Source organism: Lapillicoccus sp. (genome assembly GCF_036559105.1).
Classification (GTDB): domain Bacteria; phylum Actinomycetota; class Actinomycetes; order Actinomycetales; family Dermatophilaceae; genus Lapillicoccus.
Genome location: NZ_DATBTV010000135.1, coordinates 1 through 12303 on the forward strand (window position 1 = coordinate 1; position 12303 = coordinate 12303).

Consider the following 12303-nt stretch of genomic DNA (forward strand, 5'->3'; position numbering starts at 1 on the left):
CGCGCCCGACTCGAACTGTCGCGTGCGCAGATCGCCTTCGTCGTCACGCACGGCAGCGATGCGCCCACGTTGCTGCTTCGGGCCGCCCGCCCGCTCGCGCCCATTTCCGGGGCGACTCGGGACCCCCCGCCGTCAACGACCTCGGCTGCTGCCCCCACGTGTGCCCCACGCGAGCGGCCGTTTGGGACGTTTCCCCAGGTCAGTGGGGGTAAGACTTGGTGGGCGATACTGGGTTTGAACCAGTGACCTCTTCCGTGTCAAGGAAGCGCGCTACCACTGCGCCAATCGCCCGAGCCCGGCCTCGGGAGGCCGACGGTGTTCCGGTGGATCGAGGTGGAGACGGGATTTGAACCCGTGTACGCGGCTTTGCAGGCCGCTGCCTCGCCTCTCGGCCACTCCACCGCGAAGGCAGGTCAATCTTGATGCCTCCGAGCGGACGACCGGGCTCGAACCGGCGACCTCAACCTTGGCAAGGTTGCGCTCTACCAACTGAGCTACGTCCGCACGAACACCAGCGGTGTAACTTCCCCGCTCGGTGCAGGTAGACAGTAGCGGAACTGCCAGGCGATTCCCAAACCCGGGGTGGGCCCACGCCGCGCTCGGTTCAGGAGGCCTTCCGGACCTCCAGCGTTGACGCCGCGGAGGGCCACGCCAGGTCCAGATACTGCTGCTCCGTCGCCATCAGGTCGTCGAGCAGGACGTCGCCCTCGCCCTCCCCGTACGACCGTCGGCGCTCCATCTCGGAACGCGCCCACTCGACCAGCCGGGTCGTGGGTGAGACCCGCACCGCGACCGGCCACAGCACTCGGGTCGCCGCGTTGAGACCGGCACCGATGAGCACCGCGATCGCCAGCGTGTACAGCCAGATGAGCACGACGATCGGCGCCGACAGCGGCCCGTAGATCGAGGTGCCGTCCAGCGAGAGGCCGACAGCGCCGCGAACCACGAACGAGGCCAGCACCCAGATGACCAGCGCCAGGACGGCACCTGGCGACTCGCGCCACCAGCGGGTCTTCTGGGGGGTGGCCACATGGAACAGCGTGGTCAGCGCGGCCATCGTGGCGACGACGACGACGGGCCAGTACAGCGACCCGAGGAATCGCACCCGGTCCGGCAGCCAGCCGTCGATGAGGGTCGGACCGACGAGCACCAGCGGGATGATGACGACACCGAACACCAGGGCGGTCAGGTAGAGCGAGAACGACAGTGCCCGGGTCCGGACGATGCCGCGGATGCCGCTCTGGCCGTACATGATCGCGATGGTGTCGACGAAGACGTTCAGGGCTCTCGACCCGGACCACAGCGCGAGCAGGAACCCCAGCGAAACCAGCTCGAACCGCCCCCCACGGAACACCTCGGCGACCGTCGGCAGGAGCACGTCGGTGATGCTCTCCTGGGTGAGGAACTGGGCTGCGTACTCGCGGATCGAGGCCGTCACCTGGTCCACGGTCGCCCGGCCGACGAGCTGCCCGACGTAGCCGACCCCACCGAACAGGGCGAGGACCAGCGGGGGAAGGGACAGCAGCATGAAGAACGCCGCCTCGGACGCCAGCCCGGTCACGCGGTAACGCAGACACGCGCGGGCGGTCTCGAGCACCAGCCGCGCGGTCGTCGTGGCGCCGTGAACCTTGTCGAGCTCCCGGCGGATCCTGGCTTTCACCGTCATCGGCGACCACGGTAGCCGCGGCTGAGCCGGATCCTGTGTTGTGACACGGGTGACGGGTGTGACGATTGAGACTAAGTACCATCGGCGGGTGGGGACGCACGACGTGACCAACCAGGTGCCGCCGCTCACCGGGTACGACGCCTTCGGCACCGACCACGTCCTCGTCGACGCCGTGGCGCGCTGGGGCGACCCGGCCGACGCGACCTCTCTGCACGAGCTGGGCACCCTCGCCGGGTCGCCCACGGCGCAGGGCTGGGCCGACGACGCCGACCGCCAGCCCCCGCGGCTGCGCACCCACCGGCCGACCGGCGAACGCGCCGACCAGGTCGACTACCACCCGGCGTACCACTCGCTGCTCCGCACCGCGGTCGCGTACGGGCTCACCGCCGAGCCGTGGACGCGGCCGTCCGGGTCCGGCGCGCACCTGCGGCGCGCGGTCGGGTTCGTGGTCTGGAGCCAGGTGGAGGCCGGGCACGGCTGCCCGGTGTCGATGACGTATGCGGCGGCGCCGGCGCTGGGCCACGACCCGGATCTCGCCGCGCGGTGGGTCCCACGGCTCGCCTCCCGCGACTACGAGCCGGAGCTTCGTCCCGTCGCGGACAAGGACGGCGCGCTCTGCGGGATGGGGATGACCGAGAAGCAGGGCGGCTCCGACGTCCGCGCGAACACCACACGGGCCGAACCGGCGTCCGACGGACCGGTGCCCGGAGCCGCGTACCGGCTCACCGGCCACAAGTGGTTCTGCTCGGCGCCGATGAGCGACGGGTTCCTCATGCTCGCGCAGGCTCCGGGCGGGCTCACGTGCTTCGTGGTTCCACGGGTGCTCGACGACGGGTCGCTGAACCCGTTCGCGATCCAGCGGCTCAAGGACAAGCTCGGGAACCGGTCCAACGCGTCGTCCGAGGTCGAGCTCGACGGGACGTGGGGCTCCCGGCTCGGCGACGAGGGCCGCGGCGTCCGGACGATCATCGACATGGTCGCGGCGACACGGCTCGACTGCGTCCTCGGCTCGGCCGCCACGATGCGGGCCGCACTGACGCGGGCCGTGCACCACACCCGCCACCGGTCGGCGTTCGGCGCCGTTCTGGTCGACCAGCCGCTCATGCAAGCAGTGCTGGCCGACCTCGCGGTCGAGTCCGAGGCCGCGACCCTGCTCGGTATGCGGCTCGCTCACGCCGTTGATCAGGGCGAGTCCGCGTTCCTCCGGCTCGCGGTCGCGGCGGCCAAGTTCTGGGTCTGCAAGCGGACCCCGCCGATGGTCGCGGAGGCGCTGGAGTGCCTGGGCGGCAATGGGTACGTCGAGGAGAACGGGCTGGCGCGGCTCTACCGCGAGGCGCCGCTCAACTCGATCTGGGAGGGCTCTGGAAACGTCAATGCGCTCGACGTCCTCCGCGCGGTCGGCCGCGAGCCGCTCGCCGTCGAGGCGCTCGACAAGGAACTGGCTCAGGCGCGCGGTCTGGACCGGAGGGTGGACGCGGCGGTAGACGGGGCGCTGACCGCGATGCGAGCAGTCGCGTCAGCGGACCCCGTACAAGCCCAGCTCGGGGCGCGGCGGCTGGTCCAGGACCTCGCCGTGGCCCTGCAGGCGGCGCTGGTGGTCCAGTACTCCCCCTCGGTGGTCGCGGAGACCTTCCTGGCGAGCCGGCTGGGCGACACGGACGGCCGTGTCTTCGGGACGCTGTCGGTCGGCTCCGCGGCGGCCAAGGAGGTCGTCGACCTCGCCTTCGCCGACTGACGAACGCGGCTACTCCCCCGTCGCCCCGTCGGCCAGCTCGCGCACGATGTCGAGGTGTCCCGCGTGCCGGGCGTACTCCTGGACGAGATGCAGCAGCACCCGCTCCAGCGGCGGAGGGCGGCCGTCGTCCCACCGGTCACTGGGTGCGCCGAGGTCGGTCAGGTCGTGCGCCATCACGACCTCGCGCGTGTGACGTCCCCCGGCGTCGAACGCGTCCAGCAGGTCCTCGACCCGCTCGTCCGCCCCCGCATACCAGCGGTCGTCACGTGCGTCGGGCCACGGGTCGGACAGATCGACGCCCTCGAAACCCCAGACGATCCAACGGCGTTCAACGTTCACCAGGTGCTTCACCAGCTCGATCGGCGTCCACCCGGATGCGAGCCGGCTGGTGCGGAGCGCGGCGTCGTCGAGGCCGTTGACCTTCTCCCGCACCGTCCACCGGTAGTAGTCGAGGTACTCGAGCAGCACCTCTCGCCGGTCGTCCCGCAGGTTCGTCGGCTCGGGGAACTCCATCAGCTGGCGTCGAGCCGCTTCAGCTCGGTGGCGACGTCGAAGTCCATGACCGGCCACGTGGGGTCCATGTCGGTCAGCGCGTCCAGGAGCAGCTGCTGGACGGCGTACCGCGCGTACCACTTCTTGTTGGCCGGCACGACGTACCAGGGCGCGCCCTTGGTGGAGGTCCGGGTGAGCGCCACCTGGTACGCCTCCATGTAGTCGTCCCAGTGGAGCCGCTCGTCGACGTCGCCGGGGTTGTACTTGTAGTGCTTGTCGCGGCGTTCGAGGCGCTCACGCAGCCGCGCCTTCTGCTCGTCCTTGGAGATGTGGGTCATCACCTTGACGATGCGGGTGCCGGACGCGATGACCTCGCGCTCGAAGGCGTTGATCTGCGCGTAGCGCTTCGACCACTCGGCCTGGGGCACGAGGTCGTGGACGCGCACCACGAGGACGTCCTCGTAGTGGGAGCGGTCGAAGACACCCAGCTTCCCGGGGCCGGGAAGGGCGTTACGGACCCGCCACAGGAAGTCATGCTTCCGCTCCTCGGCGCTGGGGGCCTTGAAGGCGGTAGCCCGGATCCCCTCGGGGTCGATCTGGCTGACCACATGGCGCATGACGCCGCCCTTGCCCGAGGTGTCCATGCCCTGCACGACCAGGAGAAGGGATCGCGTCCCACCGCCCTTGGACTCGGCGAAGAGCCGCTCCTGCCATTCGCCCAGCTCGGCCGCGTGGTCGGCGAGCGCCTCCTTGCCCTTGCGCTTCCCGCCGTGGAAGCCCGGTGTGCTCTCGCAGTCGACGTCGGCGAGCCGAAACCCGGGGCCGACGCGGAGCAGCTCTTCGATCGTCGCGGACGCGCGGGACTTCGCCTTCTTCGCCATGTCGGCCATCCTGCCCGGCCCGGCCGCGTGGCGCGCGACATAATCCCCGACATGCGCCTCCTCATGGCGGACCTGCCCGCCGTGACGGGGGTCGAGCCCGGCCACCCGCTCGACGACGCGTCCCTGGCGGCGGTGTACGCCGCGCAGTCCCGCGAGGGTCCGTGGGTGCGAGCCAACTTCGCGACCAGCCTCGACGGGGCGATCACCGGACCCGACGGCCGATCGGGCTCCGTCAACTCGCCGGCCGACCATGTCGTGTTCGAACTGCTGCGCGCCATCAGCGACGTCGTCGTGGTCGGCGCCGGCACGCTCCGGTCGGAGGGCTACACCGCCCTGTCCGTGGCGGACCGTTGGCAGACAACGCGATCCGGGCTGGGCCTCGCAGACGACCTTCCGTTGGCATGCGTATCGAACTCCGGAGCGGTGCCTCCACGGCTCCGCGACGCACCCCGCGGCTCGGTCCTCATGGCCACGCATACCAGCTCGCGTGGACTCGCCGAGGCGCAGGCGGTCCTGGGCGACGATCAGGTCCTCCTCTGTGGCGAGGACGCGGTCGACGACACGCGGCTCGTCACCCTGCTCGCCGAGCGTGGGTGGGACCGGATCCTCACCGAGGGCGGCCCGCACCTGGTCTCCTCGATGGTGGCTGCGGGCGTCCTCGACGAGGTATGCCTGTCGCTGACTCCCGTCGTCGTGGGCGGCGACGGCCCGCGGATGACCACCGCGGCGGCCACGGTGACCGGGTACCTTCCCCGGGTCGTCGTCGAGGAGGACGGGACCCTCATGGGTCGCTGGTTCCGCTCCTGAGGGTCAGCGGGTCAGGAACTCGGCCAGGACCTGCTCCCAGCGGCCGGAGTCGAGGTTCCACTCCTTGCAGTGCCGGGCGGTGTCCCAGGGCTCCAGCGTTACCAGGTCGGGGCGGGCAGCGGCCAACGCCAGCGAGGGGCCGGCTGGCACGAACTCGTCGTCCACCGAGTGCTGGATGAGGATCGGGTGCCGGATCTCGTCGGCGCGGGCCACCCAGTTGGTCCGAGCGACGTCGACAGGGTCGTGGACGCCGACGAGGTGGCGTGTCGCGCGCCGCCCCATGACCAGGGTGCCGAGGTCGCGCAGCGGCGGCGGGATGTGGTGAAGCCGGGCGTGGTGCGCCAGGACGTCGCCCCAGTCGACGACCGGGGCGTCGAGGAAGACCTTCTCGACGAAGTCGGCCATGGCGGTCTGCTTGAGGGTCTGGAGGACGACCGCGCCGCCCATGGACCACCCGCCGAGGACCGCTCCCGTCGCACCGGCGGCCACCGCATACTTCAGGGCCGACTCGACGTCGCGCCACTCGCTGAGGCCCAGGTTGTAGCGCCCGTCCGGGGCCGGCGGCGCGCCCGGGTCGTTGCGGTAGGTGACGACGAGGCACGTGTAGCCGAGCCGCAGCAGGACCGGGAGCGCCCGCAGGCACTCCTCGCGTCGCGCCGCACGACCGTGCACGAGGACCGCCCAGTGCCCGTTCGGGTTCCGCGGCTCGAGCAGCCACGCCGGCATCGGACCCAGCTCGCCCTCGACGGCGACGTCCCGGAAGGGCAGCCCCACGCTCGTCAGCGGGTCGGCCCAGTAGTAGTAGGAGTTCCAGCGGGCCGTCCCGGGCACCAGCTCGCCCTGGTCCACGGCGATGAGTCGGCGCACCACCGTGTCGGCGTGGCCGTACCGCTCGAGGATCTCGCCGACGCGGGCGTGCCCGGAGCCCCCGTCGAGCCAGAGTCCGTAGCGCCCGGGGACGACCGTCTCGGGGCTCGCGGCGAGCGTGACCCGGTCGGCGTCCACCGCCAGGACGTCGGTGTCGTCCGGCCGTCGCTGGTCGGGCGTGAGCACCTTTCGGGCGAAGTACGTCGCCGTGGCCAGGGAGCCACTGACCGCTGCGCCCACTACCGCCGCGCTGCTGGCCCCGGTGATCCACAGCACCTTCTGCGCCGTGGAGATCTCGGTGCGGGTCGGTGCCACGTCCGCCATCGTCTCAGGTGAGCCGGGTGCCCCCCGCCCCACTCCCCGGGCCCGTCCCCGCGAGAGGCCAGCTTCGGCCGGTATGGAGCATCCCAGAACGGCCGAAGCTGGCCTCTCGCCGGGAGGGGAGCGGGCGGGCCGAGGGGCTGGCGTGGATAGGTTGGCGAGGTGAAGCAGCCTGTCGACCTGCCCGTCTCGCCGATGCTCGCCAAGGCGGTCAAGGAGGTGCCGGCCGCCGACAGCGTCGCCGGCGGCCTGGTCTACGAACCGAAGTGGGACGGCTTCCGCTGCCTGGTTCTGCGAGACGGCGACGAGGTCGAGCTGGCCAGCCGCGGCAGCCGTCCGCTCACGCGGTACTTCCCTGAGGTCGTCGAGAACGTCCGACGGCTGCTGCCGGAGAAGTGCGTCGTGGACGCGGAGATCGTCGTCCGCAGCGGGTCCCCCGGTGAGGAGCGGCTGCAGTGGGAGCACCTGTCTCAGCGCATCCACCCGGCCGAGTCGCGGATCCGCAAGCTCTCCAAGGAGACGCCGGCCGAGCTGGTCTGCTTCGACCTGCTCGCCCTCGGCGACGAGTCCCTGATGGACCTGCCGTTCCGTGAGCGGCGCGCCCGCCTGGAGAAGTCCCTCAGGAACCTCAAGGACGGCGACCCCATCCACCTCACCCAGGTCACCACCGATGCCGACGTCGCCCGCGACTGGTTCGAGCGGTTCGAGGGCGCCGGGCTGGACGGGGTCGTCGCGAAGCCGCTGGAGCAGGCATACGCCCCGGGCAAGCGAACGATGTTGAAGATCAAGCACTCTCGCACCGCAGACGCTGTCATCTACGGGTACCGCATTCACAAGTCCGGGCAGGGCGTGGGCTCCCTGCTCCTCGGGCTCTACACCGAGGTGGACGGTGAGGAGCGGATGGTCGGCGTCGGTGGGATCGCGGCGTTCACCCAGCAGCGACGGCTGGACCTCGTGGACGAGTTCGAGCCCCTCGTGGTCCGGGACGAGGACGGCACCCCCAAGGACGCCGCCACCGACCGGTCGCGGTTCTCGTCGGCCAAGGACGTGTCCTACGTGCCGGTGCGCCCCGAACGCGTCGTCGAGGTGGCCTTCGACCAGATGGAGGGCGCCCGCTTCCGTCACGCCGTGACGTTCCTGCGCTGGCGCCCGGACCGCGAGCCGACGTCGTGCCGGCTCGACCAGGTCGACCGCGCCCCGGCCTACGACCTCGCCGAGGTGCTCACGACCGGTTGAGCAGCGAGGCCATGACCGGCAGCTGGAAGTAGGCCGCGGTCGCTCGGGCGTCGGGCGACCCGAGCGCCGGGTCCGCACCGGCCCCGAGGAGGGCCTCGACGATCGCGAGGTTCTGCCGGAACACTGCGGCCACCAACGCCGTCTGGCCACGACCGTTGACCGGGTTCGGGTCGGCGCCGCGTTCGAGGAGGGCCCGGACGAGGTCGGGATGCTCGTGGTAGGCGGCGAGGAGCAGCAGGGTGTCCCCGTTGGCGTTGGTGAGGTCGACGGGTACGCCGCGGTCGACGTAGGCGGCGACGGTCACCGCGTCGCCGGCCCGGACCAGGTCGAACACCGAGTTGAGGAACTCGACCTGCTCACCGGTCAGCTCGACCCGCTCGTCCGGATCGTGCGACGGGTCGGTCACCGTCGCCTCCGCCGCGGTGATTCCCACCCGCCGGGAGGTTCTTCCGGGTTGTCCCGCATGTACCCGCCCTCGTCCGGGAGGTACTCGGAGTCCTCGTAGCGCTTCTTCGACGGCTGCACGCGTGGCGGCTCGCCCGGCATTTTCGGGTAGTCCGGAGGGAAGTTCAGCTCGGGCAGCCCGTCCGCGACGTCGCGCTCCCACCACGCGAGCGCTCCGTCGATAGTGCCGACCGAGTCGGGCATCGAGCCCCAGGGGTCGTTGCCCTTCTCGACCAGCGGCGGCACGGTCCGCACGGTGAAGTCGGACGGCGCGACGTCGGTGAGGTCGTCCCAGGCCACCGGCATACTCACCGGTGCGCCCTTCAGGGGACGCGGGCTGAACGCCGACGCGATCGTCCGGTCGCGGTTGGCCTGGTTGAAGTCGACGAACACCTTCTCGCCGCGCTCCTCTTTCCACCACGAGGTGGTGACGAGCTCTGGGAGCCGTCGCTCCAGCTCGCGGGCGATGGCGATGACGCCATGGCGGACGTCGAGGAACTCGTGGGTCGCCTCGATCCGGGCGTGGACGTGGACCCCGCGGTTGCCCGAGGTCTTCGCGTAGGCGGTGAGGCCCAGGTCGGCGAGCACCGCCTTGAGCTCGAGGGCGGCGATCGCGGCGTCGTGGAAGTCGCGCCCCGGTTGCGGGTCGAGGTCGATGCGCAGCTCGTCGGGGTTGTCGGTGTCGCCCTCCTCCCCCGTCACGGACACCGGCCACGGATGGAGGGTGATGGTGTTCATCTGGACCGCCCATACGGCCACGGCCAGCTCGTTGAGGACCAGCTGCGGGTGCTTCCGGCCGGACGGGTAGGTCAAGGTGACGGTCTGCGCATAGTCGGGAACGCCTCGCGGCGGGTTCTTCGCGAAGAACTCCTCGCCGTCGATCCCCGTCGGGAACCGCTGCAGGGTGATCGGCCGGTGGCCGACGACCGGCATGAACCACGGGCCGACCGTGACGAAGTACTCGGCCAGCTCCAGCTTGGTGATGCCGGTACCGGGCCAGAGCTCACGGCCCGGGCTCGAGATGCGCACCTCACGGGCGCCGTCCGGACCGGGGACCTCCAGCGTCGTCGCGTCCTTGGCCGCCATCCCGTCAGCCTAGACAGGGAGCGCGGCTTTCTTGACCCGGTGTTTACCCGGTATGCCTCGCTTTCGGTCGGTATGCACGGCTAGGTTTCTCCGATTCGTGGCGTCACCCCGCCGCGCCATCTCTGCGTTCACCCCCGAGATCCGGAGTGTCCCCGTGCCGTTGTCGTCGCTGTCCTCCCCTGCGCGCCGTCTGGCCGCGCTGGCGTTGCTCCCCCTCGCGGGGACGGCCCTTGTCGCCGCGGCTCCCACCGCCCAGGCCGTCGATATCGCCTCACCGGTGGTCATCAGCGAGGTGTACGGCGGTGGCGGCAACTCGGGCGCGCCGTTCACCAACGACTTCATCGAGCTCTACAACAACGGGTCGACGGCGGTCGACCTGTCGACGTGGTCGGTGCAGTACGCCGCCGCCGGCGGGTCCAGCTGGACGAACAAGACCAACCTGTCCGGCTCCGTCGCGGCGAAGTCCTACTTCCTCATCCAGGAGGCGCCGGGCGCCACGGCGGCCGCGCCGCTGCCGGATCCGAACGTCAACGGATCGATCGCCATGAGCGGGACGGCTGGCAAGGTGGCGCTCGTGAACAACCAGACCACCCTGACGTGCGGCACGGACTGCGACGGGGTCACCGGGGTGGTGGATTTCGTGGGCTACGGCGCCGCCAACGACTACGCGGGGGCCGGCCCGGCACCCGCCCTGTCGAACACCACGTCGGCCCAGCGCAACGCGGCCGTCTCCAACACGGGCAACAACGCCGCCGACTTCACCGTCGCCGGGCCCACGCCAAAAACCGCCTCGGGCCCGGTGACGCCGCCGGTGGTCGACTGCGCCGCAACACCGGCGGATTCGGCCTGCCAGCCGGGCCCGAAGACCATCCAGGACATTCAGGGCACCGGGTTCCTCTCACCCGAGCGGGGCAACACCGTCGAGCGGGTCGCGGGCATCGTCACCGCCGTTCGGTTCACCGGCGGCAACCGGGGCTTCTGGATCCAGCAACCCACCCCCGACCTCTCGCGCCCATCGGCGTCGTCGGGGATCTTCGTCTTCACCGGCACCCCGGCGACGGTCGGCGACTCGGTCCTCGTCACCGGGCGGGTGTCGGACTTCTACCCGCTGGCCTCGGGTGAGACTCTCGCGACGACCGCCAGCCTCTCGATCACCGAGATCACACCCACCCTCGTCACGGTCGTCAGCACGAGCAACATCGTGCCTCCGCCGCTCGACATCACGCCCACGACGGTCCCGGACGTCTACGCCCCGCCGCTGCCGGCCGGAGTGACCAACGTCGAGACGATCACCACGGTCGACCCGACCCGCTCCGCGCTGGAGTTCTGGGAGGCGCACGAGGGCATGCTCGTCACGGTCAACGACGCACGCGTGGTCGGACCGGGTCAGCAGCAGTTCCGTGAGATCTACGTGACGACGAAGCCGCACGAGCTCGAAACCCCGCGTGGCGGCACCTATATCAAGAGCTACGCCGACATACCGACCGGCCGGCTGCTCATCATCCCGACCAGCCTGCAGGTCCCGGCGGCCAACGTCGGGGACGTGCTGAGCGGCGACACGACGGGTCCCGTCGATTGGTCGACCTTCGGCGGCTACATGATCGCGGCCACCACGCTCGGAACGTATGTCGACAACCACCTGCCGCGGACCGAGGCTGTGCCGCAGGCGACGAACCAGCTGGCCGTCGCCACGTACAACGTCGAGAACCTCGCTCCGGCCAACCCGCAGGAGAAGTTCGACCGGCTCGCGGCCGGCATCGTCGGCAACCTGAAGTCGCCCGACGTCATCGCCGTCGAGGAGATTCAGGACAACAGTGGTGCCACCGACGACGGCGTCGTGGCCGCGGACCAGACCCTCGCCAAGCTCGTCACTGCCATCTCGAAGGGCGGCGGCCCGACGTACGCGTTCGCGCAGATCAACCCCGTCGACGACCTGGACGGTGGCCAGCCCGGCGGAAACATCCGATCGGTCTTCCTCTACAACCCCGACCGGGTGACGTTGGTTGCGAAGCCACCGGCTGCCGGTGTCGACCCATCGACCACCGGGGTCACCGTGACGTCAGCGTCCGACGGCACCGCCGCGCTGTCGCTCAGTCCCGGTCGGGTCGACCCGACGAACACACTCGCCTGGGGCAGCTCACGCAAGCCGCTCGCCGCGGAGTTCGTGTTCCAGGACCGCAAGGTCATCGTCGTGGCGAACCACTTCAACTCCAAGGGCGGCGACCAGAGCGCTGATGGCCGCTTCCAGCCGCCGAACCGGTCGTCGGAGACCCAGCGCACCGAACAGGCCAAAGCGCTCAACACCTTCGTCAAGTCCGTCCTCACGGCCGACCCGAACGCCAACGTCGTGCTGGCCGGCGACTTCAACGACTACCAGTTCTCGACGCCGATCCAGACGCTCACCGACAACGGGGCGACGTTGACCGACCTCATCACGACCCTCCCGGAGAACGAGCGTTACACCTACGTCTTCAACGGCGTCAGCCAGGTGCTCGACCACATCTTCGTGACCAAACCGATCACCGATGTTCAGTACCAGGTCATCCACAACAACGCCGAGTTCGCCGACCAGGCCTCCGACCACGACCCGCAGGTCGTTCGGATCCGCCCGACCGTGCGACAGGGCACCCTCACCCTCGACCCGCCGGCGGTGTTCGTCGGGCAGTCGACGACGATCCGGCTGGCCGGCTGGTACCCCAACCGGACCTTCACGATCACCCTCGACGGGGCGAGCATCGGCTCGGTGACGACGGACCCCGCCGGAGCAG

10 protein-coding genes and 3 tRNA genes are annotated in these 12303 nt (G+C 70.5%); 4 read left to right on the forward strand and 9 right to left on the reverse strand.

From position 1 onward, the window contains the following. Nucleotides 1-216: 216 nt before the first annotated feature. The 4 genes from VIG79_RS16535 to VIG79_RS16550 form a co-directional block, all read right to left on the reverse strand. A tRNA-Val gene (locus VIG79_RS16535) sits at nucleotides 217-291 on the reverse strand. Nucleotides 292-331: 40 nt separating this feature from the next. Further along, nucleotides 332-402, reverse strand: a tRNA-Cys gene (locus VIG79_RS16540). A 29-nt stretch (nucleotides 403-431) separates the two neighbouring features. Continuing rightward, nucleotides 432-504, reverse strand: a tRNA-Gly gene (locus tag VIG79_RS16545). A gap of 100 nt (nucleotides 505-604) precedes the next feature. Next, nucleotides 605-1666, reverse strand: coding sequence for a YihY/virulence factor BrkB family protein (locus tag VIG79_RS16550; protein ID WP_331887605.1), 1062 nt, complete (start codon nucleotides 1664-1666; stop codon nucleotides 605-607). A gap of 88 nt (nucleotides 1667-1754) precedes the next feature. Here VIG79_RS16550 and VIG79_RS16555 point away from each other — a divergent pair, with 88 nt between their 5' ends. After that, nucleotides 1755-3401, forward strand: a complete 1647-nt coding sequence (locus tag VIG79_RS16555; protein WP_331887607.1) for an acyl-CoA dehydrogenase family protein — start codon at nucleotides 1755-1757, stop codon at nucleotides 3399-3401. Between the two features lie 9 nt (nucleotides 3402-3410). Here the strand turns inward: VIG79_RS16555 and VIG79_RS16560 are convergent, their stop codons facing one another. Beyond that, a complete protein-coding gene (locus VIG79_RS16560; RefSeq protein ID WP_331887609.1) occupies nucleotides 3411-3914 on the reverse strand; it encodes a DinB family protein in 504 nt (167 codons plus the stop codon). After that, a complete protein-coding gene (locus VIG79_RS16565; protein WP_414672649.1) occupies nucleotides 3914-4774 on the reverse strand; it encodes a PPK2 family polyphosphate kinase in 861 nt (286 codons plus the stop codon). The genes VIG79_RS16560 and VIG79_RS16565 overlap by 1 nt, the downstream gene beginning before the upstream one ends. A 51-nt stretch (nucleotides 4775-4825) precedes the next feature. Here VIG79_RS16565 and VIG79_RS16570 point away from each other — a divergent pair, with 51 nt between their 5' ends. After that, complete coding sequence (locus VIG79_RS16570; protein WP_331887613.1) at nucleotides 4826-5581, forward strand: dihydrofolate reductase family protein; 756 nt, start codon at nucleotides 4826-4828, stop codon at nucleotides 5579-5581. A 3-nt stretch (nucleotides 5582-5584) separates the two neighbouring features. Here the strand turns inward: VIG79_RS16570 and VIG79_RS16575 are convergent, their stop codons facing one another. After that, entirely contained in the window at nucleotides 5585-6763 is a 1179-nt protein-coding gene (locus VIG79_RS16575; protein WP_331887615.1) for an alpha/beta hydrolase, read from the reverse strand. Nucleotides 6764-6964: 201 nt separating this feature from the next. Between VIG79_RS16575 and VIG79_RS16580 the strand changes: the two genes are divergently transcribed. Then, a complete protein-coding gene (locus VIG79_RS16580; protein WP_331887619.1) occupies nucleotides 6965-8005 on the forward strand; it encodes an ATP-dependent DNA ligase in 1041 nt (346 codons plus the stop codon). On the opposite strand, the gene VIG79_RS16585 is transcribed toward VIG79_RS16580, so the two are convergent. Next, on the reverse strand, nucleotides 7992-8411 hold the full coding sequence (locus VIG79_RS16585; RefSeq protein WP_331887616.1) for an ankyrin repeat domain-containing protein: 420 nt from the start codon (nucleotides 8409-8411) through the stop codon (nucleotides 7992-7994). The two genes, VIG79_RS16580 and VIG79_RS16585, sit on opposite strands and share 14 nt — an antisense overlap. Further along, nucleotides 8408-9535, reverse strand: coding sequence for a non-homologous end-joining DNA ligase (gene ligD / locus VIG79_RS16590; protein WP_331887617.1), 1128 nt, complete (start codon nucleotides 9533-9535; stop codon nucleotides 8408-8410). Before ligD ends, VIG79_RS16585 begins: the two co-directional genes overlap by 4 nt. Nucleotides 9536-9632: 97 nt before the next feature. Here ligD and VIG79_RS16595 point away from each other — a divergent pair. Beyond that, the coding region (locus VIG79_RS16595) for a lamin tail domain-containing protein (protein WP_331887618.1) at nucleotides 9633-12303 on the forward strand (2671 nt) is incomplete at its 3' end.

Bases quoted from the DNA above. Each gene is read 5' to 3' on its own strand.
- VIG79_RS16550 (WP_331887605.1), bottom strand. From the start codon at position 1,666: ATGACGGTGAAAGCCAGGATCCGCCGGGAGCTCGACAAGGTTCACGGC.
- VIG79_RS16560 (WP_331887609.1), bottom strand. From the start codon at position 3,914: ATGGAGTTCCCCGAGCCGACGAACCTGCGGGACGACCGGCGAGAGGTG.
- VIG79_RS16565 (WP_414672649.1), bottom strand. From the start codon at position 4,774: ATGGCGAAGAAGGCGAAGTCCCGCGCGTCCGCGACGATCGAAGAGCTG.
- VIG79_RS16570 (WP_331887613.1), top strand. From the start codon at position 4,826: ATGCGCCTCCTCATGGCGGACCTGCCCGCCGTGACGGGGGTCGAGCCC.
- VIG79_RS16580 (WP_331887619.1), top strand. From the start codon at position 6,965: ATGCTCGCCAAGGCGGTCAAGGAGGTGCCGGCCGCCGACAGCGTCGCC.
- ligD (WP_331887617.1), bottom strand. From the start codon at position 9,535: ATGGCGGCCAAGGACGCGACGACGCTGGAGGTCCCCGGTCCGGACGGC.